Genomic DNA, 21,876 nt, shown 5'->3' with positions numbered 1-21,876 from the left:
CGGCGCAGCGGTCTGTTTTTTTTGCGCCGTTCAAATCAGGAAGCTACGGTAGTGGATAAACGTTTCTCGTGAGCTCCGAATATTATTGCGTTTAAGACGCTCTGCCTGTTCGGCGTCGCCGGCCACCATGGCTTGCAGGATTTCCTGATGCTGCTGTCTGCCGGCTTCGGCACGGCCGGGAACGAGTACCAGGCGCCGGATCAACACTCGGGTGCGGTCGAACAGGCTTTCCATTTGGGCAGCCAGCACGGCGTTGTCTGCCGCGGCAATGGCTGTTTCGCGGAATGAGTTCACGCATTCGACATAGAAGTCCAGGTTTCCCGCTTCGATCGCGTGTTTTGCCGGATGTCCAAAATTCTTGGATAGCTCGTCCCATGCGCCAGGCTGTGCTTTCTCGGTGGCGAGCCGTACGGCGAGTGCCTCGAGGACTTCTCGCACTTCGAAAAGCGAGAGTATTTCTTTTTCTTCGAGGCGGCTGACGACTGCGCCGCGGTTGGGGATGCGTTCGATTAGCCCACGGTCTTCGAGCACACCGAAGGCCTCGCGGATGCGGGGCCTGGATACTTTGAATTCGTCGGTGAGCATGGCTTCGCTGAGTTTGAAGCCGGGCGGGAGTTCTTGGTTGACGATGCGGGTGCGAAGAACTTCGACTATGTCTTCCATGCTGACGTTAGAAGCGTTGCTGCGGACTTTGACTGGCGCGCCGGTTTTGGTTTCTGCCATATACTTCCTTCAGGATAACAACAGTTTTATATACAATATTGTATACAAATATGCCGCTATGTGGTAAAGGAAGTTTCACTTCGTTGTCGTTCTTGCAACGGTTTGGGTTTCTGCCGTCGGTATTGCCGCTATGGGAAGTGGTCTTTTCTGCATAGGCTTTGCTTGTTTGCGAGGTCGTCTTTCTACATCGGTTTTGCGTCTTTGCGCCGGTGCAGAGGGTTTGCGGGGGCTGGGCTCAAGCTCGCTGCGGCCCGCGCTACGCCGGGCTTCCCGGCCGCGCCATTGTCCTCGGGGCGGGCGAGGAACTCGTGGGGTCAACAGTCCACAGGACTGTTGACAAGCGCCCACTCAAACAGCTTCGCCCTTTTTTCCCCGATGCCAACGGCGCGGCCGGCTTGCTCAACCTTTCGCCCAGCCCCCGCAAACCCGCTGCACCTGGGGGCAATAATCATTGGACGGCTCGGTAATCTGCGTGAGGACCGGGTATGCCGCGGCATGTTCGGTGAGTCGCGGCGCCGTCAGTGCATGCGGAGGACATTGTAGGCGGCGCAGCTCTCTGCACGCTTGAGCTTTGCCTCGGCCCTGGCGATGCCAAGAGGACATAAAGCAATTTCGCCTCGCAATTTCTTTTAGGTGAAAAATCTCGATGCGAAGCGGTGGCCACTTGGTACGATGAAATAAGTTAAAGCTGCCACGCTGCTAGACTTCAGAAATTGGATAGGCGCAGGGCGTTCTACGGCCTCGCTCATACTAACGTTCGTTCTGTGCAATATAAGAGATTACTGAATAATGAATTCGCTGGACGTTGCAATAGAACCGTTGACGTGCTTCAAATACCGAAGTGGGGAGGCAGCCTTACGCTGTTTAGAAGAGGGTTCTCTATATTTCGCCAGACCGGATTCGTTGAATGACACCCTAGAGGCCAAGTTCGATTACGCTGAACCAGAGGAGTTCCAACGCGTGTTCGGACAGACTATGTCAGAAATTAGTCAGCGGCGCGGCGGTTCAGCTTTGTTTTATGACCCAGATGTGCTCCCAGAAATGAGCCAGGCTAATGCAACTGAGAACCAGCGGCTTCGTACGTTCTGTGATGGAATGGGAGTTTTTTCAGCTGCCCGCCGTCCTGACCACCAAGCCATGTGGGCCTATTACGCGGAGAATGGGCGAGGCGTGTGCTTTGAGCTGGCTTGGACCCATGAGTTAATGGATAAATACCAATTATGGCCGGTTGATGTGCTTTATAGCGGACAGCCTCGTCTACACAATCGTGCGCACGATTGGAGAAAAGCCTTTCTTGAACTTGCAGAGGAGCATCCGGGCGCTACCTTGGATGAACTGCGTCAACTTTCCCTAGAGGAAAATGCGCGACGAAAATGGGGTATTGCAACCGCGGCGCGAGCAGTATCCACCAAGCATACAGACTGGGCACATGAGAACGAAGTACGTCTGCTGGCGCCAAAATTTGGAGCTATCCCGCTACTTGCCGAGGTGTTGAAGTGCGTACACTACGTTCGTACCGACGGTGGCGAGTGGGGTCCGATCATGCAGCAGCTGTACACTAATTATCCGGCAGTCGAACATGTATATTGGCAATTCAGCCACGGCGCGCTAAACGCAACTGCAACCCCGATGGAGTTTCGGCTGATTCCCGTCTAGGATGAAACGGCCGGCTCAGCCATATGCAGTTTTCTGCCTCGGTTTGTTGGGCGTTCTGACGATCGGCGTGAGAACGGGTTTATGCCGTGGCATGAGTCTTAAATGGAGGTGTCTGTGCTTGGCGCCGGGGCAGGCGAAGTAAGCGTGCGCCGGGCACAGGTTCCAGGCCGGGAGACAAGACCGCGCTGTGTGAGCAGCACGCTTGCAGACAGTCCAGTGGACTGTCTGCGCTGCGAGTTCGCGGTCGCCCGGGCTGGGGCCTGGGACCGGGGAGTCCCGGTATCGGGACCGCAAACGCGTTGAGCTAGCCCCGGCGCCAAGCATAGACACCGGTTAAGAACCCAGAAAGCGGTTAAGGGACCCACCAGGCATAAAGGCAAGCCCCTATGCCTGGGTGAACACTCCTTACACGAGTACGCGCTCGATCCCACCCGCGTTAGCATCTCGCACGTAGTCCTGCATCCAATCGGCGCCTAGAATATGTCGCGCCATCTCCACAACTATGTAGTCCGCCTCCATCGCCGTGTCGCCTTCGAAACGGGATAGGCCCTGCAGGCAGGAAGGACATGACGTCAGTATCTTGACTTCACCGTCAAAGCCATCGGCACGGATCGCCGTCGAATTCTTCGCGAGCTCTTCTTCCTTCCGGAAGCGGATCTGGGTCGAAATGTCGGGGCGGGACACCGCCAGCGTGCCCGATTCACCGCAACACTTGTCGGCCTTGATCGTCGTATCGCCCACCAGAGCCTTGACCGTCTTCATCGGCTCCTGCAGCTTCATCGGCGAGTGGCAAGGGTCGTGATACATGTAACGTACCCCTTGCACCCCGTGAATTTCGATGCCTTTTTCCAGCAGGTACTCGTGGATATCGATCAACCGGCATCCAGGGAAAATCTTTTCGAATTCGTAGCCGGCAAGCTGGTCGTAGCAGGTACCGCAGCTGACTACCACCGTCTTGATATCCAGGTAGTTCAGTGTGGTCGCCATACGGTGGAACAGGACCCGATTGTCGGTGATGATTTTCTCGGCCTTGTCCGTCATGCCGTTGCCGCGTTGCGGGTAGCCGCAGCATAGATAGCCTGGGGGCAGAACGGTTTGCACGCCGGCATGCCACAGCATGGCTTGGGTTGCCAGGCCGACCTGCGAGAACAGGCGTTCCGAGCCGCAGCCGGGGAAGTAGAACACGGCCTCGGATTCGGGCGTGGTGGCGGTCGGGTTGCGGATGATGGGGACGTAGTTGGCGTCTTCGATATCCAGCAGCTTGCGCGCGGTTTGCTTGGGCAGGCCGCCAGGCATCTTCTTATTGATGAAGTGGATGACCTGTTCGCGCATGGGTGCTTTGCCCACTGTTGCTGGGGGCGCGGCGACCTGTTTCTTCGCCGGGGCGGCAAGGAAATCGTGGGCCAGGCGCTGGACTTTGTAGCCAACATCAACCATGGCCGTGCGAGTCGCCTTGATAACGCGTGGGTCTTTGGCGTTAAGGAAGAACATCGCCGCGGTGGTGCCGGGATTAAACGATTTTTTGCCCATGCCGCGCAGCAGCGAGCGCATTTCCATGGAAACGTCGCCAAAGTCGATGTCCACCGGACAGGGGTTGTAGCACTTGTGGCAGACGGTGCAATGGTCGGCGACGTCTTCGAACTCTTCCCAGTGCTTAAGGCTGACGCCGCGCCGGGTTTGTTCTTCGTACAGGAAGGCTTCGATCAGCAACGATGTCGCAAGGATCTTGTTGCGAGGCGAATACAGCAGGTTGGCGCGCGGCACGTGGGTGGCGCATACCGGTTTGCATTTGCCGCAACGCAGGCAGTCTTTGATGGCGTTGGAAATCGAGCCGATTTCGCTGCGCTGCATGATCAGCGATTCGTGGCCCAGCAAATTGAAGCTGGGGGTCCAGGCATGACGCAGGTCGGCGCCGGGCATCAGCTTGCCTTTGTTGAATCGGCCTTGCGGATCGATGCGCTCTTTGTAGTCTTGGAAGGGCTGAAGTTCGGCCTGGGTCAGGTATTCATATTTGGTCAGGCCTATGCCGTGTTCGCCCGAGATCACACCATCGAGATTGCGCGCGATTTGCATGATGCGTGCGACGGCTTCGTTGGCCTCGCGCAGCATTTCGTAGTCGTCGGAGTTGACCGGGATATTGGTATGGACGTTGCCGTCGCCGGCGTGCATGTGCAGGGCCACAAATACACGGCCTTTCAGGACGCGATCGTGAATGGCTTGTATTTCGGCCAGAACGGCGGCGCAGTCTGCGCCGGCGAAGTAGCGCTCCATCAGGGCGCGCACTTCAGTTTTCCAGGAAATGCGGATGCTATGGTCCTGAACGACGTCGAACACGCGGGCATCGGCTTGACGGGCAAGTCGCTGGGCAAGGACAGGCCCTAGCTCATCGAGCCCCAAGCTGCTTAACGCGTCCAGGCTTTGGGCCAGCGGCGCATCCAGGTTTTCCAACAGCCATGACCAGCGTTGGCGCACGGCCTGCAGGGTTTGCACGGCGTCTTTGGTACGGCTGGCCAGAACTTCTTCACGGGTGTGGTCCGCGTCTTCATGGTCCAGGATTTTGCCGATGGGCAGGTCGCCTTGCAGGAACGCTTCCAGCTGATCGAGCAAACGCAGCTTGTTGCGTGTGGACAGTTCGATATTGATGCGTTCGATGGCGTCGGTGTATTCGCCCATGCGGTTCAATGGGATGACGACATCTTCATTGATCTTGAAGGCGTTGGTGTGGCGTGCAATGGCGGCGGTGCGGGCGCGGTCGAGCCAGAATTTTTTGCGGGCTTCAGCGCTTACCGCCACGAAGCCTTCGCCGTGGCGTGTGTTGGCGATGCGTACGACTTCGCTTGCGGCGATGGCCACTGCGTCGGCGTCATCGCCCACGATGTCGCCAATCAGGACCATTTTGGGCAGGCCGCCGCGTTTGCTTTTGGTGGCGTAGCCGACGGCGCGCAAATAGCGCTCGTCAAGGTGTTCAAGCCCTGCCAGCAAGGCGCCGCGCGCGCGCCCCGGGCCATCGAGGTAGTCTTTGACTTCGACGATGGACGGCACGGCATCACGTGCCTGGCCAAAGAATTCCATACAGACGGTACGGGTGTGCGCCGGCATGCGATGCAGAATCCATCGCGCCGAGGTGATCAGGCCATCGCAGCCTTCTTTTTGTACGCCGGGCAAGCCGGAAAGGAATTTGTCGGTGACGTCTTTGCCCAGGCCCGCCTTGCGAAACCGTGAGCCTTCAATGACCAGTGTTTCGCTGCGCAGTGGCAACGAACCGGGCAGCGATTTGCCGTCGGACCATTCCAGCAGGAAGCGCGCTTCGGCCGCGTCGTGGATTTTGCCGAGGTTGTGATCCAGACGAGTGACATCCAGCCAGTTGCCCTGTGGGTCGACCATGCGCCAGCTGGCCAGGTTGTCGAGTGCCGTGCCCCATAGAACGGCTTTCTTGCCGCCGGCGTTCATGGCGACATTGCCGCCCGCACAGGAGGCGTCGGCTGAGGTGGGGTCGACGGCAAACACGTAACCGGCGTCCTCGGCGGCTTCGGCAATGCGGCGGGTGACAACACCGGCTCCGGTGTGCACGGTGCGCACGGGTTCGCTTACGCCAGGCAGCTGGCTGACTTCAACGGCGCCCAGATTGTCGAGCTTTTCGGTATTGATGACCGCCGAGCGCCACGTAAGCGGAATGGCACCGCCCGTATAGCCGGTGCCGCCTCCGCGCGGGATGATGGTCAGTTCAAGTTCGATACAGGCGCGCACCAGCGCAGCCATTTCGTTTTCAGTGTCGGGGGTGAGCACGACAAAGGGGTATTCGACGCGCCAGTCGGTTGCGTCGGTGACATGCGATACACGCGACAGCCCGTCAAACTTGACGTTGTCTTTGGCGGTGATGCGCGACAGGGTGCGTATTACCTTTTTGCGCAAGTCGCGGGTGCGGGCGAATTCGCTTTCGAAGTCAGCAACGGCAGAGCGGGCGGCAGTCAGCAGGCGGGCGACTTTGCTGTCGCGGGTCGCCACGCTGGTGTCGCGCCGGTTATCAACTTCGCCCAATCGGTGGTTCAGTGCCTGGATAAGTAGCTGCTGACGTTTGGGGTTGTCGAGCAGGTCGTCCATCAGGTAGGGGTTGCGTCGCACCACCCAGATATCGCCCAGCACTTCGAATAGCATGCGCGCGGAGCGCCCTGTGCGGCGTTCGCCGCGCAGCTCGGAGAGCATTTGCCACGCTTCTTGCCCCAGCAGGCGCAGAACGATCTCGCGGTCTGAGTAAGACGTGTAGTTATAAGGAATTTCACGCAAACGAGGCGTAGCGGCAAGGGGAGCCTTGGCGGCAAGCAAATGACTGGCGAGGGGGGCGTTCATGTCGTGGAAAAAAGGAGGGCCCTTAAAGACATAGTGTAAGGGAGAACGTGGAGTTTAATCCAATCGGCCTATAGGCGGCGCCACTTATGGCTCAATTCGACTAATGGGCGGCCGGAAAAAACCACAGCAGGGCGGCTGTCATAAGGGCGTAACGCAGGAATTTGCCGATTGCCATGTAGGCAACGCTGGGCCAGAACGGTAGCCGCAGCCAACCGGCCACGGCGCAAAGCAGGTCGCCTATGACGGGGACCCAGGAAAAGAACAAGGCGGGAGGGCCGATGCGGTGCAGCCAGTAACTGATGTAGTCGTGCCAGCGCCCGCCAGCCTTCTTGTAGACCTTTTCCGGATGGTTCAGGCGCCAATGCTCGTACGCTTTTTCAGCGCCGAGGCCCATGCCATAACTGATCGCCCCGCCGGTGGTATTGCCGAGTGTTGCAACCAGGATCGCGGCCCAGAACATGTGCGGGGCAATTTTTATGAAGCCGAATACGGCCGGTTCGGACCCCAGCGGTAGCAAGGTCGCCGACACGAGGCTGACGATGAAAATCGCGCTCAGGCCTACGCTTGGCAAGGCCAAGGTAAGAAGTAACCAGGCTATCGACGAATGCATCCATGCTTCCATAGCGCGCTAGTGTATCGCTGAAATCGCCGGATGGGAGCCGCTTTTATGCACTATCACTATGGTATTCTGCTCAATTACCCTTTATTACCTATCTTCAACCATGTCAGCAGACTATCTGAAACGTATCCTCAATTCGAAGGTATACGACGTTGCTATCGAGTCACCTCTAGATTTTGCCCCGCAAATTTCGGCTCGAATTAATAACAAGGTGCTGCTCAAACGTGAAGATACCCAGGCTGTTTTCAGTTTCAAGCTGCGCGGCGCCTATAACAAAATGGCGAACCTCAGCCAAGCCGACCTGAAGCGCGGCGTTATTGCCGCGTCGGCTGGCAACCATGCCCAGGGCGTGGCGCTGTCGGCCAAACGGCTGGGCTGCCGTGCCGTCATCGTCATGCCGGTCACCACGCCGCAAGTCAAAATCGACGCGGTGCGTCTGCTGGGCAGTGAGGTCGTGCTATTCGGCGATAGCTTTTCCGATGCCGCCGAACACGCCCGGGAACTGGAAAAGAAAGAGAAGCTGACTTTCGTGCATCCATTCGATGATCCGGACGTGATCGCCGGGCAAGGCACAGTCGCCATGGAAATTTTGCGTCAGCATACGGGTCCCATTGATGCCATTTTTGTGGCAATTGGTGGGGGCGGCCTGATCTCCGGCGTTGCCGCCTATGTAAAGCAGTTGCGCCCGGAAATTAAAATTATTGGTGTGCAAACGGTGGATTCCGACGCCATGGCGCGCAGCGTCAAGGCGGGCAGGCGTATCACCTTGCACGATGTCGGCTTGTTCTCGGACGGTACGGCGGTTAAGCAGGTGGGTGTTGAAACCTTTAGGCTTACCAAAAAATATGTCGACGATTTCGTGCTGGTGGACACCGACGCGATTTGCGCGGGCATAAAGGATGTGTTCCAGGATACCCGCAGTGTGCTCGAGCCCGCCGGAGCCCTTGCCTTGGCGGGTGCCAAGCGCTATGCCGCCGAACACAAATGGAAGGGCAAAACCTTGGTCGCCATTACGTGCGGCGCCAACATGAATTTTGACCGCCTGCGTTTTGTGGCCGAGCGCGCCGACGTCGGCGAAGCACGCGAAGCCTTGTTTGCGCTGACGTTGCCCGAGAAACGTGGCAGCTTCTTGCGCCTGTGTGAAGCGATAGGCAATCGCAGCGTAACTGAATTCAACTATCGTATTTCGGATCCGGAACAGGCCCATGTGTTTGTGGGTTTGCAGATAAATTCTGCGGCAGAGCCCGATAAGCTTGCTAGCAGTTTCAAGAAGAAAGGCTTTCCCACGCTGGACCTGACCGGCAATGAAATGGCCAAGACGCATTTGCGTTATATGGTCGGCGGCCGCTCAGCGCTGGCCGAACACGAATTGCTGTTCAGGTTTGAGTTCCCCGAGCGCCCCGGCGCGCTGATCAAGTTCCTGGGCGCCATGAGCCCGGACTGGAACATCAGTCTTTTCCATTACCGCAACCAAGGCGACGATTACGGCCGCATCTTGGTCGGCATACAGGTTCCGCCGTCCGACAAGAAAGCATTCAAAGCCTTTCTTGACGGGCTGGGCTATCCGTACTGGAACGAGTCCGAAAACCCGGCTTATCAGTTGTTCCTGTAAGGCGAGGGCGGCGTGACCGATATGCGTCAGGTCGCCGATGTCGCCGCCAACAGTACGCTCGCCGTCCACGACGCTTGCGCCGCCCTTGCTTATCGCGCTCGTCTGGGCCTTGAAATGGAAATGGTGGTGGCGCATGCCGGGACGGGTGTCAGTCATCCGGTCGAATCCTACTTTGACGCCTTAAGCCGTGTTAAACAAGACCGCGGCGATGCCTGTCGTGCCGAATGGCTGTCAGGCCGGTGCGTGGGGATCGAGACGCCGACGGCCCATTGCGGACTCGATAATGGTTTCAATCTTCTCGAAACTGCGACCGCGCCAGTCGATGCCGGCCCCTTGAGCCTGGAGCGCTTGGATGCGCAGGCGCACCAGGAACTTGCCGATACGCTGGACGCCTTGCAGCATGAGCAGGCGTGTGTGCTGAACGTAGCGCAACATCCGGATTGTCCCCGCGACCCCGACTGGTATGCGCGAGTGTGCGTGCCGCGTCCTATTTATCAGGAATTGGTGTCGTATCGAGGTTGGCATCACTGGGTAGGCATTGATGCCAAAGCGCAAAACGGACCCAATACGTCGGCGCCTGTTTTACATGCCGCGCAGTCGCTTAATGTGGTGCTAGGCCTGGCCGCCGCCAGTATTGCCTTATTTGGCAATAGCCCGCTGGAGTCGGGGTCAGCCACAGGCCTGAAGGAAAACCGCCTTACCATCTGGCCGCGCGTATTCAAGCCCGCTCGTTTTGCCGGTGACGCGTTATTAACAGAATATCCCTCGCGGCCATTCCGCGATCTGGGGGATTATTTTCGGTGGATGTTCCAGCCCGGTACCGTAACGCGCAGCTTGCCGCTGGACCATCGCTATGACTACAAGTCGGCGCCCACGGTGATTCCGGATCGGGACCCCAGCCTGACAGAAGTTTTGCACGCTGCACGTTGGCCAGGACGTCGCAGCGATAATGGGCAGGAAGCGGTGCTGATTCCGCACGCCATGCATTTCGAGCACTCGCAGATTGCGCAATTCCTGGATGCGCGATGGCGCTATCGTCTGCATACTCTGCCTGCCATGCCTGAGCTGCTCGCGGCGTGGCGCGAAGAAGGTGGGCTGGAGTCGCTCTTTGCCGCTTGCGGTGTCGACGGATACATTGAGGGCCGGGCGGCGGGGGCGGGATTCGCCGACGCCTGCCTGATTCGTGAAGCAGGCGCCGCGGTTGCGCGCCATGTGCTGATAGGTCCATCTGCCTTGCAACTGGGCATTTTGGGCAACCTGGAAGAGGCTACGCAATTGGTGCAAGACTGGGGCTGGCAAACCTTGGGAATGTTGCGTCAAGCGGCGATGCAGCACGGCATGGCCGATGCCCGGGTGCGAGCGCTATGTTCAGATGTACTGGCGGTTGCCCATGCCGGCTTGCCGGCGCATTCCAGGCAGCATTTGGCTTACGCCGACCACGTTTTGGAGTCTGGACGCAGTGCTGCCGACCGATTGCTTGACACCTGGAACAGCGTATCGCAATACGAAGACCGCTTGCAGCGCCTATTACCCCACCATGCTGCCCTGCACCCGAGTCTATTTATCTGACGACCATTATGGCGAGGTCTCATAGACTTCGTCGGCGGCAAGCAAGATATCCACGGGCGGGTCAAAGCCTATGATGCGCGCCGTAGCCAGATTAAGCGCGATTTTAGGCGGGTCTATCCAAAGCTGACTAAGCTGGCGCGGTTTGGCACCGTGAAATATTCGGGCCATGGTTTCAGCGTGAAACAGGCCGACATACGAGACGTCTGCCTGCGCCAGGCTCAACAAGATGCCTTGTTCGACGTCTTTGGACCCACCCATCGAAAAACTGGGGATCTTGGCATGTTCGAGCGTGTCGCCAATCGCGACGATTGAACTTCGCGTGACGCCGCGATGCGAGGTGACATAAACGGCGTCGACATGCTGCCTGGCCAAGTCCTGGTAACAATGCAACGCGTTTGCGATGGCTGTTTCGGTCGATACGCTGCTGGATGGCGCCAGGCAGTGCACCACCTTGAAGTCCAGTTCCCGGCTTACCTGTTCAACCGCTGAAACCGCCGCGTAGGTGCGTCCGGCTTGACTGTCTTCGTACACAATGCCCAGCGTCTTAAACGGCACGATTTCGTGGAATAGCCGCAATTGCCGTTCGTAGCGCTCAGGTTCGATGCGCGCGTGCAGATTATCGCGGCCACTGTCTTGGGCGTTATCGGAAATTCCTGCGCCTATGGCGTCGCTGGTCGAGCCCACTATCGTGGGAACCAGGGGTCCGAGGCTGCGCATATCCTGTCCGGCCCAGGTGCCCATGGCGATGGTCAGGTCAATGTCGGCTCGTTGCTGGATGCGTTTTGCGTAGGCCGCCCGCATGGGTTCGCGCTTTTCTGCGTCGAAGTTGCCCGGCTGCCAATAGGCGTCTTCCACGAATTGCAGATGCGGACTATCGGTATTGCTGGCCAGCCATTTCCATAAATCCGCGCCGGACAGGTTTTGCGGTCGATTTCCTTCGAAGCGCAGCCATCCCAGGCTTTGCAGGCCATCGGCGATTTCGCCCAGCGTCAGCGGGTAGTCGGCGTAGTCGCCGCTTTCTACATAAGCAATGCGCCAGCGCGTCCCATCGGGCTTGCTGACCGGAGTGGTCGGGAAGACCTGAGAGTGGGCCGCGGCCGATGCGACGGTCGATTGGGCCTGCGACGCGGGCGCGAGCAACTGACTTGTCGCGATGAGAAGTACAAGCGTAAGGATGTGAATCATGGCGAAGACCTTTTTACGGCGATCAGGGTGATGTCGTCAGACTGCTCGGTTTGCTGGACGAACTGCTGCACGTCTTGCAAGACGCCGTCAGCCAGTTCCTTAGCGCCGCTATGGTGCACGTCTTTGAGTTGCCGGAATAATCGTTGTTCTTCATAAAGGCTGCCGTCCGGCCCTACCGCTTCGGTGATGCCGTCGGTATAGCCCAGGAGAGTTTCCCCGGGTTCCAGTCGTGTCGAGAATGTGCGATAGGTTAATCCGTCTTGTACGCCGCAGGCAGGGCCGCTGCGTCCTTCAAGCAGTCGCAGTTCGCCATGGCTTGTGACGACGCACAAGGGCGGGTGTCCACCGTTGGCCCACTCCAGGTCGCCGGTGGCCAGGTCCAGAACCGCAAGCACCAGGGTCACAAACATGACGTTGGGATTGTTTTCAGACAGGCGGTTATTGACGCGTTCCATGAGTCGCGCGGGGTCGCTTTCGTCTTCGGCGGACGCCCTGATCAGGGTGCGGGTGACGGCCATGAACAGGGCGGCAGGAACGCCCTTGTCGGAGACATCGCCAATGGCAAAGCAAAGGCGGCCGTCGGCCAGGAGGAAATAATCGTACAGGTCGCCGCCGACTTCCTTGGCGGGAATCATGGTGGCGTACAGGTCGATCTTTTCCAGTACTGTTGAAGCCAGCGGGATAGGCAGCAAACCCATCTGGATATCGCGCGCAATATTCAGCTCGCTTTCAAAGCGCTCGCGACTGGAGGTCTCGCGCAGCAGGCTCACGATTTTCTCGCGTAGCTGCTGGTCCATGAATATAAAGGTTGCAGCCAGGCGCCCGACTTCGTCTGGCTGCATGGCAGGCAAGCGCTTGATATGCTCGGGAATTGGGCTGGCGGTGCTCAGGTCTTGTTCGGGCAAGGCGCGTGCGAAGTCGCTAAGCTGTTGCAGTGGCCGAGTCAGGCGGACTGAAAGCGCCCAGGCGACGCCCAGCGACGCGAGCAGCACCAGCAAGAACACCCAGCCCAGACGGTTACGCAGATCTGTCGCCGCGCGCGTCAAGTCTTCGGCCGGCACGGCGGCGATGATGGTCCAGCCCAGCGGCTTGAAGTGGGCTGCACTGATCTGCCATGGTTTCGGGTCGCCCGCTGGATCAAAGTGCAACGAGAGGATTTGGCCGTCGGCGGGGGCGGCGGCCAGTAACTGGCGCAAGGTTTTTCCGTTTGTCGCGTCCTGCGCGTCAAGTAGTCCGGTCTGGGCAGCGGGCAATGGGGAAAGCAAAGTGTCATCGGCCTTTACGATGAAGGCGAAGCCCGACTCTGCCAGGCGCAGGGAATTCATGACTTCGCTGATGGATGCCTCCATCTCTTTGCGCCGCAAGTCGAACTGAGTGACGATCGCTTGCGCATCGTCCGTAACGGCGAAAATCCAGTCCCAGGGTTCGAAGTGGCCGAAATAGGCATAGCGCAGTTGGCTTTTGCCCGGCTCTTCTTTGCCGGCGTCGCCCGACGTGGCCAGGCGATAGATGCCAAAGCTCTGACCCGTGGTGCGCGCCTCTTGGTAGGCCGTTGCGGCGAGCGCGTTGCCCTTGAAATCCTTGATATTCGACAGATTCACGCCCCGCATATCGGGGTTGGCGCTGGCTATCGCCGTCAGCTTGCTGTCGAATACGAAGCTGTAGCGTTGCTTGTGAACCCCTTGACGATCGATCCAGTCGCGGGCCAGATCCTGCGCGGCCGACTGGCTGAGTGTGCCGCTTTCGACTTGGCGGGCATACATACTGAGTACCGACTCCAAGGTCGCGCCTAACTGCACCAGGTGTTCGCGGCCGTTACGAACCGTGGAAATTTTGTCGCTAAGCAAGCTGCCCCAGCGGGCTTCGCTGTCTTTCATCAGAAGGTTCAAGACGTTGCGTACGGCGACTTCTTCACTGGCGACTACCGTGCTGGTCACGTCGCGCTGGGTTACCAGCATGACGACCGCCGCGCCCGCCAAGAGGGTGATGCCGACGAGTAAGAAGATTTTGCTGCGCAGCGAGGTCAAACGCATAGTGGGAACGCTTTATTGAACAGGTGTCGTGCCCGGAAAGGCGCAGGTGGTTTGGCAAGCCGTCGTCGATTCGCCCACGCAACATAAGGAGCGTACATTTGCATGGAATTGTAAATTACTATTGCGGCTATCGTTCATAAAAGGGCGGGCCTAGTAATCCGCAACTGTCACGCAACATGAATAAGAAAATAATGACGCCGGCATCCAGGCGCCGCCCGGTGCGCGACATTATGCTGGCATGCCTGCTGGTGCTACTACTGGCCCAAGGGTTGATCGGATCGCTCAGCCTGTCGGCACTGAATAGTCTGATTGCCGATAACACGGCGGCCCGCGTCGAATTGATGGCGCGGCAGACGTCGGCGCAGATCCAGAGGGGACTCGATGTAGGCAAGCCGCTGGGCCAATTTTTTGGCCTGGACCGGTTGCTGGGCGAGTTGGAGACCACCGTTCCGGATTTGCTCGGTGCCAGCGTTGTGCTGGCCGATGGCCGGGTTCTGGCATCCAGGGGCCAACCGCCAACCGCCAAACCGTTGTTGTCTACCTTGCATGCAAGCGACGGTCAGGATCAGCAAGAGGGTATACGCCCGTCGTCCGGCACGGCCCAGCGACGCGATGGCAACCGTTTGCAATTTGCTGTGCCACTGGAGCAACGCGGCAGCACGGTGAGCGGCGCCCTGATTCTTCAAGTGCAGCCCCAGGCCATGCAGCAGCGTGCCGTACTTAAGGGCAATCTTGAAATGCTGCTTGTCACGACGCTGGGCGCTGCCGCAATTTTGCTGCTGATCTTTCGTTTCGCATTGCCATTGCAGGCGCTCGCGACTGCGGGCAAGGCCAGAATGGTGGCGCCGCTGCTCGTTCTACTGCTTGCCCAAGGCGTGTATGCCATGCACACGATTCATACCTTCCGCGAGGTATGGGTGGGCGTAACGCGGGATAATTCGCAGATGCTGGGCGAGGGTTTGCAGCGCGACCTGAACCGGGTGCTGGGGTACGGCATAGCGCCAGAGCAGTTGCGGGGTGTCGAACGGCCTATGGCACGCCTGGCGAGCTCTTTCCCGGTCGTCAAGGAATTGCATATCCTCGATGCGCATGGCGGGCTATTGGTTCGCGCTAACGCGCACGGCTTATTGGCAAACCCAGCCGGCGCGCCGCCGCCCAGGCAAGAAGAATTGATCTTCCCCTTGCACGCAAAGGCGGAGGGGCCTGTACTGGCCCGCCTGGTTCTGGTCCTTGATGAAAGCATCATCGCGGCGGGCGTGCGCGCTCGTGTCATGGATGCCGGCACGGTGACCGTGGTGGCGCTGGTTGCCGCGATCGAACTTTTATTATTGCTGACCTTGCTGATGGACAGGGCTTTTTCGGTGCGCAAGCAAACCTCAACCGGAGAACCGCTGGGCCTGGACGATCAGTCGGATATGGGCAAAATCGTCAGGCCGGTCATGTTCGGTTTCCTGTTTGCGCTGGCGCTGCCGCTCAGCTTTTTGCCGATTTTCGCTCGAACCTTGCTGCATGGGGGGGCCGCTGCAGCGGGTGCTGAATTTTTGATGGCCGTGCCCATCGCGGCGGAGATGGGCTGCGGATTGCTTACCGCTCTGTTGGCGGGGCGCCTGACAGACCGCCGTGGCTGGCAAACTCCTGTCTTGGCGGGTCTGCTGGTATCGATGCTGGGAAACCTTGCGTGTGCCGGGGCCGATAGCTTGATGTCTTTCTCGCTGGCGCGCGGACTCGTAGGCTTGGGATATGGATTGACGTGGATGGGGTTGCAGGGCTTTATCGTGACACGCAGCCCAGCGGCTTATCGAGGCCGCAATATGGCCACAGTGATTGCCGGATTGTTTGCTGGACATTTATCGGGTGCTGCCGTGGGTGCCATGCTGATGCAGCAGTCGGGGTTCGAGACGGTCTTTGTGGTCGCCGCTGGCTTGTTGTGCTTGCCGGCCATCGGCGTACTGACACTGATGTGGCCTTATCGCCAGACGGGCGCGGGTTCGCGGAAGGCTTCAGCTCCAGCTGTCGGAGCGCAAACGTCTTGGGCAGAACTACGCGGACTGCTGTTCTCACGAGGCTTTGGCATGTTGCTCCTGGGCTGCGTGGTACCTTTTTCTATCGCGCAGGTGGGTTTGTTGACGTACGCGCTTCCTATTTATCTGGAGGCCCACGGCGCCACGGCAGCCAGCGTTGGACGCATCTTGATGCTGTATGGCTTGTTTGTCATTTACGTGGGGCCTTATATGGGCAGGCTTGCCGACCAAAGCACCAGCAAAAAACAATGGATTGTTGCTGGCGGCCTGATCGGTAGCGCCGGCATGTTAAGCCTTTATTTTGCGAGCGGTATCCTGGCGGCCGCCGTGGCCGTGGTGATGCTGGCGCTTGCCAGCTGTTTCGCAGGCGGCGCCCAGACCGCTTATATGCTGGGGCTGGACAACGTGCAACGGTACGGGGCTGCTGGTGCAACCAGTGTGATGCGCGCCGCTGACAAGTTCGGGCAGATGCTGGGCCCGTTATTGGTCGGCGGCCTTTTTGCGTCAATGGGCATATCAGGTGGTCTGGTCCTTACTGGCGCGATTTACCTGCTTGCCACCGTGGCGTTCCTGCTGCTGGCACCAGGGTTCAGCCGCCGCTCGCAGACCGACGCGCTACCTGGGCAGTAAGGCCAGTCAGCAATTGGGCGGCAATGGTGCCCGCCGCAAGGGCGATCTCTTCCACCGGAAGTGCGCCGCTTCCCCATAAGGTGACGTGGTCTCCGGGCCTGACTTCGGGTAATTCGGTTAAATCTATCGTCAGCGTATCCATGGATACGCGGCCAACGATACGCGTTTTGCGGCCTCGCACCAGTACCGGGCAGCCGTCGCGCACGGCACGTGGGTAGCCATCGGCATAGCCGCAACGTACCAGCCCTATGCGCAGGCGCCGGCCGCTTCGAAAAGCCCCGCCGTAGCCAATAGGCTCGCCAGCCTGTACATCCTGCAGTGCGAAAATGGGCGCCTGCAAGGACATGGCGGGCTTGAGCCCCCAGGCCGAAGCGCAATTTCCGGAGAAAGGGCTGACACCATAAAGCGCGATACCCGTGCGCAGCCATTGCGTTTGCGCCGCAATTGCTGGCGAGGCCAGAAGCGCCGCCGAGTTCTCGGTACAGTGGTGGCCGGCCAGGCCCGCCGTTAATTCGGTAAAGGCATGGCGCTCGAGGGCGAGCTGTTTTGCATCGTCAGCCCGAGCGTAGTGTTGCAGATGACCAATGCCCGCGACCCGAGCGGCGATGAATAAAGCGTGCAGCCGCGCATAGGCTGCGGGGTAGTCGCAAGCAGTGAAGCCCGCATGATTCAACTTGCCTGCAAAGCGCAACCACACGTGTGGGATTGACGCACCCGAGAAACGTTCCAGTTGCTCCAGCTGCCAGGCGTCCTGCACCACCAGATGGAGGGGGTAAAGCACAGGATCGTTCAGATCTGCCGCTGTCAGGCGGTCGCCCATCAGAAGTATGGGTTTGGTCCATCCCTGAGCGCGACAGCGATAGGCATCAGCCACGCTGGTCATGGCCAACCCATCGGCAGCCAGCACGCCAGGCAAGGCATGATCCAATCCGTGACCATAAGCATCGGCTTTCACCACTGCCCAGAATGAAGGGCCAGTTCCGCCTACACCCTTGCCTGCGTATTCGCGCAAGCGTCGCAGATTGTGAGCTATGGCAAGCGGATCAATGTGCGCGCAAGCGCCATGGACGTAGCGTGCCGTCATGGGCTTACGAGGCAACCGGATCAGACGTGGCCATCAGGCGCAAGCGGTTTTTCCCGTTGGCACGTTGGTATTGGATGTCTTGCAGGTAGTGCCTCATCAAGCGTAGCCCATGGCCACCGACGCGGGCCTCGTCCAGCGAGCCTGCCAATTCGGGCGACGGCATCTGTGTCGGGTCGAAAGCGGTACCGTTATCAATTATTTCCAAAGCGAGCAAGGGGCCTTCGGCCTGCACAGAAAGGTCGATATTGGCGTCTTGAGCGTTATCTGCATTGCAGAAACTATGCATGACGATGTTGGTGAGCGCCTCGTCCAGACATAAGCCCAACTTGAATGCTGTGCGGGGAGCCCATTGCTGTTGATCTGCAACCGATTCAAGCCAGGCAAGTGCCTGCGGCACGGCTTGCGGACCGGGGGTCAGCGACAGGGTGGCGAGTGTCGACATGGCAGACAACGTGATAGGTTAATGGTCAAAGTGTAACCGGAGGTAGGAATGGCCGTCCCGCGTTCCGCTGCTTAATCTGTCGGCGAGTCGCTTGAGCAAGGTGTGGGACACCCCCGACAAGGCCTGTTCCAGCGCCGCGCCGAAAGCCTCATCGTCGACGTCCAGAAGATTGGCGGGTGTTGCCGCGCGCGCGGCGTCAAGCACTAGCGGTGCTCCCTGATGCAACAATTCGAAATCCAGATTGAATTCATCAAAGCTGCCGCGCACTTCGAAAATTTGACGATCGCTTCCTGCAGACTGAATCGCTTCGGCGGCTTCCAGCGCCGCTTGCGCAGCGCGCCGGACAGCATCACGGCGTGCGCTCCAGCCCGCCCCCTTGCTTTCTACAAAATCAATAATTTGCTGTGTCAGCGGCACGCTGCCCACGCCGAAATCCAGCGCCAGGGTTGCGCGCTGCGAGGTGCCCAGCCGGAAGATCAGGTTCAGCGCAATCGCGGTAAGCCCTGCGACGATGATGCCGTTCTTGGCCAGAAACTGCACCGAAACGGGCGCCATCTGAGCAATGCCCGGCAGAAACATGATTCCGATGCCTGCCACGAAGGACAGCCCCACCATGAAAATTCCGCGCGAGTCCATGGCCCGCGAGGCGATGAGTTCGATGCCTGAAACAACCAGATAGGCCGCGGCGTAGACTTCGACGGCGCCGATGACAGGGGTGGGAATCAGCGTAAGCGCCAGGGACACTTGCGGTAAGAAAGCAAATGCCATCAGCAGCGCAGCGCTTGCCAGGCCAATATAGCGAGACGTCGAACGGCTGATATGACATAGGGCGATATTGGCTGACGACGTGGCGTTGGGGTAGGCGCCCAGCCAGGACGCCAGCAGATTGGCCAGCGCATTGGCTCGGATACCGCCGCCCACCATCTGCATATTGGGCCGCCTCCAGTCGCTATCGTCCATTTTTTGCATCAGGACCACGCTGCCAAATGTGTCTAGCTGGGTCATCACCGCCAGTATTCCAATCGCCAGCAACATTCCTGGATCGACGCTGAAGACCGGCGTGGGCACCCGGGGCAGTCCAAACACCGGCGTCGTGGTCAGGGCGTCCAAGCCGTGAAGCTGGCCCAGTGTGGCGGCGAGTATGACACCCGTCGTCAGGCCTGCAAGAAGCGCAAAAAGCTTGACGCGTTTACTTCCCCAGATGGAAAGCGCCATGATCACCAGTAGTGTCGTGATTCCGATCAGCGCATCATTGGGATTCAAGATGCCCGACGGGCTCAAGCCCGTTGTGTGCGTGACGGCCGGAGCAATCAGCGACAAGCCTGCCACGCAGATGACCACCCCTGCAACGGTAGGTGGCAATATGGATCGCAATCGGGGGAAGAGATAACTGGCGCCCAACGCCATGATGCCGTTTACCAGGCCCACCGCTACCAGGCCGCCGATGCCATACTGGGCCGCGACCATACCCGACAGCACCACGAGCAAAGGATCGGGAATGTGGACCAGCAGAGTGCCTGAACCCAGACGGCCCCCCCAGGACTGCAGGAAAGTGGCCAGCGCCATTCCCATGATGGTGGCGGTCACCATGCTGCGGGTGGCGTCGCCGCTTAGACCAGAAATCTTGGCGGTGGCCAGAACATAAGCGATGAGCGCCAATGCGGTGGCCGCATGCTGCAGGGCGAGACCTATAAGAGCAATGCCGGGAGGTTGCTCAATAGCAGCATAGGCCAGGTCGGAAGGACGCCTGGTGGACGGGACAGGGGGCAGTTTTATTTTTGAAAAAATAGCCATGCAAGTCGATACGGCATCCGCTGATGTGCGTTTTTCTATATTTGTCGCGTATTATATAAAGTAGATACTAATTGATTACGCTTGGTAATAGCACCTTTCTTCATTAATACGGTCGTCCCATGAGCCTTTCTCAAGAAAAAATCGGCAACGTACTGGTAGTTTCTACCGCCGGCCAAATCAATAGTGCGAATGCCGCACAGCTCGAAAGCCAACTTCTGGCCATCGTCGAACAAGGCGAGCACCAATGGGTGCTCGATATGGGTCAGCTGGACTATATTTCCAGCGCAGGGTTGCGAGTCGTGCTGCTGCTGGCTAAAAGGCTGAAGCAGAGTGCTGGCCGTCTTGTTTTGTGCAACCTGCAACCCCATGTGCACGAGGTATTCGATATCAGCGGTTTCTTGTCTATTCTTACCGTGGTCGACAGCCGCGCTACGGCACTAGCTTTCGAATAGTTGCCGTAACGGCCTTAATGTCTGGCACAATCGGTCGAAGGCCTCTTCACGCTGGCTGTCCAGCTGTTGCGCTTGAGCCAATGTGGTCTCGGTGAATCGCAGCGTTTCGCCCGGCATGCATTGCGCAATAACCGGAAGGTCGACCGTGGCAACGTGGGCGATTTTGGCGTAGCCGCCGGTTGTCTGGCGGTCGGCCATCAAAACAATAGGGTTGCCGTCGGGGGGCACCTGTATGCTGCCGAAACTTGTCGCTTCCGACAGCAACTGCTTACTGCTTTTCATCAATAGCCGCGCGCCTTCGAGGCGGTATCCCATACGTTCGGATTGCGGGCCAATACGATACCCGGTCGTAAGAAAGTCGTTGATCGACGCATCGGTAAACAAGGGCGTATGCGCACCCCGCATGACGCGGATGTCCGATCGCGGAATAAGGCCCAGAATAGCCGGCAGATAAACCTTGATCTTCCAGAGTTCCTGTTCCAGTTCGTCGAGCCTGGCGCTGTCGGGGCTGCGGCGCAGGACCAGGACATCGCCCGCCTTTAACGCGCGGCCCTGATAGCCGCCGAAACCGCCGCGCAGATAGGTGCTGCGGCTAGACAGCACCGACGGCAGTTCTATGCCGCCGTTCCAGGCGATATAGGCCCGTAAACCCGCCGCCCGCGCACCGAAAGCCAATACGTCGCCCGTCCGCACAATCAGGGGGCGGTTATTCGGGATAGGTTCCTTGTTTAACGTGGGGTTCAGATGCGCACCGCTGATGGCTATGCAGGCGGGCGCGTCGAAGCGCAGTGACGGCCCCGCCAGAGTAACTTCCAGGGTCGCTTGTTTTTCGGAGTTGCCGGCCAATAGATTGGCCAGCCGATGGGCCCGGCTGTCCATCGCACCGCCGACCGGTACGCCCAGATGTTGGTGGCCAAAGCGGCCAAGATCCTGAAAGCTGGACAGCAAGCCTGGCTTGAGTACGGTGATGCTCATGTTCGCTGGCCCCGTAACGCCACAAATTGGTCGGCGCTGATCGGAACAAATCTGACTGTGTCGTCAGGCGAAAGCAGCGTCGGTGGTTCCTGGAACGGATCGAACAAGACCAGCGGCGTGGCACCGATGATATGCCAGCCGCCGGGAGAGGTATTGGGATAAATCATGGTCTGCAGATTCGCGATGGCTACCGACCCTGCCGGAACATCGGTACGCGGGGTACTGCGCCTTCCGATGGCAAGCTTTTCGTCGTGCATGCCGATGTACGGCGCGCCCGGAGCAAACCCCAGCATGAATACGTAGGCTGGATTGTGGCTATGCAGCTCGATGACCTCGTCCTGCGAGAGGCGGCAGTGTTCTGCCACCGAGGCCAGGTCGGGGCCGTAAGCACCGCCATAACAAACGGGAATATCTATTTGGCGAGATGGCGCCGGGGGAGCATCTTGATCGAAGGCATTGGCAAGTACGTTATCGATTTCGCCCGCCAGCTGCCTGAAACCGGTGCTGGCGCCTAAGAGCATGGGCTGGTAATGCAGGGCGACCGAATTGAATGTCGGGACGATATCGCTGATTCCCTTGATATTGGCCGCCCGCAATGCGGCTGCCGCCCTGGTGCATTGCTGCCCTATCTTGATATTGATTTCATCGCCAAAGATTAGCAGCGCGCCGCGGTCGCCTTGCGGCACGATTTTCCAGGGCGCTGAGCTATCTTTGGGAGAGCGGGACATGCGTTG

At 58.9% G+C, this 21,876-nt stretch carries 15 protein-coding genes; 5 read left to right on the top strand and 10 right to left on the bottom strand.

The genetic code is table 11. The annotated features are described in order from the left end of the window. Positions 1 to 30: 30 nt before the first annotated feature. Positions 31 to 723, bottom strand: coding sequence for a GntR family transcriptional regulator (locus tag EKL30_RS17810; protein WP_126708603.1), 693 nt, complete (start codon positions 721 to 723; stop codon positions 31 to 33). A 789-nt stretch (positions 724 to 1,512) separates the two neighbouring features. On the opposite strand from EKL30_RS17810, the gene EKL30_RS17805 reads away from it, so the two are divergent. Next, the gene (locus EKL30_RS17805) at positions 1,513 to 2,379 is read left to right on the top strand and encodes a DUF2971 domain-containing protein (RefSeq protein WP_126708602.1); all 867 of its coding nucleotides are present in this window, start codon (positions 1,513 to 1,515) and stop codon (positions 2,377 to 2,379) included. A gap of 405 nt (positions 2,380 to 2,784) precedes the next feature. Here the strand turns inward: EKL30_RS17805 and EKL30_RS17800 are convergent, their stop codons facing one another. Both EKL30_RS17800 and EKL30_RS17795 read right to left on the bottom strand, forming a co-directional pair. Next, positions 2,785 to 6,726: a DUF3683 domain-containing protein gene (locus EKL30_RS17800; protein ID WP_126708601.1), complete on the bottom strand. Its 3,942-nt coding sequence runs from the start codon at positions 6,724 to 6,726 to the stop codon at positions 2,785 to 2,787. A 100-nt stretch (positions 6,727 to 6,826) separates the two neighbouring features. Next, entirely contained in the window at positions 6,827 to 7,348 is a 522-nt protein-coding gene (locus EKL30_RS17795; protein ID WP_126708600.1) for a YqaA family protein, read from the bottom strand. A gap of 100 nt (positions 7,349 to 7,448) precedes the next feature. Between EKL30_RS17795 and ilvA the strand changes: the two genes are divergently transcribed. Beyond that, a complete protein-coding gene (gene ilvA / locus EKL30_RS17790; protein ID WP_126708599.1) occupies positions 7,449 to 8,957 on the top strand; it encodes a threonine ammonia-lyase, biosynthetic in 1,509 nt (502 codons plus the stop codon). A 21-nt stretch (positions 8,958 to 8,978) separates the two neighbouring features. Continuing rightward, on the top strand, positions 8,979 to 10,526 hold the full coding sequence (locus EKL30_RS17785; RefSeq protein ID WP_370246286.1) for a hypothetical protein: 1,548 nt from the start codon (positions 8,979 to 8,981) through the stop codon (positions 10,524 to 10,526). Between the two features lie 6 nt (positions 10,527 to 10,532). Here EKL30_RS17785 and EKL30_RS17780 read toward each other — a convergent pair whose 3' ends face one another. Together EKL30_RS17780 and EKL30_RS17775 are read right to left on the bottom strand one after the other, a co-directional pair. Beyond that, on the bottom strand, positions 10,533 to 11,711 hold the full coding sequence (locus EKL30_RS17780; protein WP_126708597.1) for an ABC transporter substrate binding protein: 1,179 nt from the start codon (positions 11,709 to 11,711) through the stop codon (positions 10,533 to 10,535). Beyond that, positions 11,708 to 13,744 carry a SpoIIE family protein phosphatase gene (locus tag EKL30_RS17775; protein ID WP_126708596.1) on the bottom strand — a complete coding sequence of 679 codons (2,037 nt, stop codon included), beginning with the start codon at positions 13,742 to 13,744 and terminating at the stop codon, positions 11,708 to 11,710. Before EKL30_RS17775 ends, EKL30_RS17780 begins: the two co-directional genes overlap by 4 nt. Positions 13,745 to 13,920: 176 nt before the next feature. Here EKL30_RS17775 and EKL30_RS17770 point away from each other — a divergent pair, with 176 nt between their 5' ends. Continuing rightward, positions 13,921 to 16,395 carry an MFS transporter gene (locus EKL30_RS17770; protein ID WP_126708595.1) on the top strand — a complete coding sequence of 825 codons (2,475 nt, stop codon included), beginning with the start codon at positions 13,921 to 13,923 and terminating at the stop codon, positions 16,393 to 16,395. Here EKL30_RS17770 and alr read toward each other — a convergent pair. Genes alr through EKL30_RS17755 form a run of 3 tightly spaced genes read right to left on the bottom strand, consistent with a single transcriptional unit; the run spans position 16,355 to position 19,715 of the window. Next, entirely contained in the window at positions 16,355 to 17,479 is a 1,125-nt protein-coding gene (alr, locus tag EKL30_RS17765) for an alanine racemase (RefSeq protein WP_126708594.1), read from the bottom strand. The two genes, EKL30_RS17770 and alr, sit on opposite strands and share 41 nt — an antisense overlap. 4 nt (positions 17,480 to 17,483) lie before the next feature. Further along, a complete protein-coding gene (locus EKL30_RS17760; RefSeq protein WP_126708593.1) occupies positions 17,484 to 17,921 on the bottom strand; it encodes an ATP-binding protein in 438 nt (145 codons plus the stop codon). A gap of 18 nt (positions 17,922 to 17,939) precedes the next feature. Continuing rightward, positions 17,940 to 19,715 (bottom strand): uracil-xanthine permease family protein, encoded by a 1,776-nt coding sequence (locus tag EKL30_RS17755; protein ID WP_126708592.1) that lies wholly within the window; start codon positions 19,713 to 19,715, stop codon positions 17,940 to 17,942. Between the two features lie 119 nt (positions 19,716 to 19,834). Between EKL30_RS17755 and EKL30_RS17750 the strand changes: the two genes are divergently transcribed. Continuing rightward, on the top strand, positions 19,835 to 20,167 hold the full coding sequence (locus EKL30_RS17750) for an STAS domain-containing protein (protein ID WP_126708591.1): 333 nt from the start codon (positions 19,835 to 19,837) through the stop codon (positions 20,165 to 20,167). On the opposite strand, the gene EKL30_RS17745 is transcribed toward EKL30_RS17750, so the two are convergent. Both EKL30_RS17745 and pxpB read right to left on the bottom strand, forming a co-directional pair. Next, positions 20,153 to 21,142, bottom strand: a complete 990-nt coding sequence (locus EKL30_RS17745; RefSeq protein WP_126708590.1) for a biotin-dependent carboxyltransferase family protein — start codon at positions 21,140 to 21,142, stop codon at positions 20,153 to 20,155. The genes EKL30_RS17750 and EKL30_RS17745 overlap by 15 nt on opposite strands. After that, positions 21,139 to 21,870, bottom strand: coding sequence for a 5-oxoprolinase subunit PxpB (pxpB, locus tag EKL30_RS17740; protein WP_126708589.1), 732 nt, complete (start codon positions 21,868 to 21,870; stop codon positions 21,139 to 21,141). The genes EKL30_RS17745 and pxpB overlap by 4 nt, the downstream gene beginning before the upstream one ends. Between the last annotated feature and the right edge of the window lie 6 nt (positions 21,871 to 21,876).

This window comes from Candidimonas sp. SYP-B2681 (assembly GCF_003971065.1).
GTDB lineage: Bacteria > Pseudomonadota > Gammaproteobacteria > Burkholderiales > Burkholderiaceae_B > Pollutimonas.
Note: the sequence above shows the minus strand (reverse complement) of the source record. Positions and strands in the feature narration are given on the sequence as shown.

Excerpts from the sequence above, each read along its gene's own strand:
- EKL30_RS17745 (WP_126708590.1), bottom strand. The coding sequence starts at position 21,142 with ATGAGCATCACCGTACTCAAGCCAGGCTTGCTGTCCAGCTTTCAGGAT.
- EKL30_RS17795 (WP_126708600.1), bottom strand. The coding sequence starts at position 7,348 with ATGGAAGCATGGATGCATTCGTCGATAGCCTGGTTACTTCTTACCTTG.
- EKL30_RS17805 (WP_126708602.1), top strand. The coding sequence starts at position 1,513 with ATGAATTCGCTGGACGTTGCAATAGAACCGTTGACGTGCTTCAAATAC.
- pxpB (WP_126708589.1), bottom strand. The coding sequence starts at position 21,870 with ATGTCCCGCTCTCCCAAAGATAGCTCAGCGCCCTGGAAAATCGTGCCG.
- EKL30_RS17780 (WP_126708597.1), bottom strand. The coding sequence starts at position 11,711 with ATGATTCACATCCTTACGCTTGTACTTCTCATCGCGACAAGTCAGTTG.
- EKL30_RS17775 (WP_126708596.1), bottom strand. The coding sequence starts at position 13,744 with ATGCGTTTGACCTCGCTGCGCAGCAAAATCTTCTTACTCGTCGGCATC.
- EKL30_RS17755 (WP_126708592.1), bottom strand. The coding sequence starts at position 19,715 with ATGGCTATTTTTTCAAAAATAAAACTGCCCCCTGTCCCGTCCACCAGG.
- EKL30_RS17785 (WP_370246286.1), top strand. The coding sequence starts at position 8,979 with ATGCGTCAGGTCGCCGATGTCGCCGCCAACAGTACGCTCGCCGTCCAC.
- ilvA (WP_126708599.1), top strand. The coding sequence starts at position 7,449 with ATGTCAGCAGACTATCTGAAACGTATCCTCAATTCGAAGGTATACGAC.
- EKL30_RS17750 (WP_126708591.1), top strand. The coding sequence starts at position 19,835 with ATGAGCCTTTCTCAAGAAAAAATCGGCAACGTACTGGTAGTTTCTACC.
- EKL30_RS17800 (WP_126708601.1), bottom strand. The coding sequence starts at position 6,726 with ATGAACGCCCCCCTCGCCAGTCATTTGCTTGCCGCCAAGGCTCCCCTT.
- alr (WP_126708594.1), bottom strand. The coding sequence starts at position 17,479 with ATGACGGCACGCTACGTCCATGGCGCTTGCGCGCACATTGATCCGCTT.
- EKL30_RS17760 (WP_126708593.1), bottom strand. The coding sequence starts at position 17,921 with ATGTCGACACTCGCCACCCTGTCGCTGACCCCCGGTCCGCAAGCCGTG.
- EKL30_RS17810 (WP_126708603.1), bottom strand. The coding sequence starts at position 723 with ATGGCAGAAACCAAAACCGGCGCGCCAGTCAAAGTCCGCAGCAACGCT.
- EKL30_RS17770 (WP_126708595.1), top strand. The coding sequence starts at position 13,921 with ATGAATAAGAAAATAATGACGCCGGCATCCAGGCGCCGCCCGGTGCGC.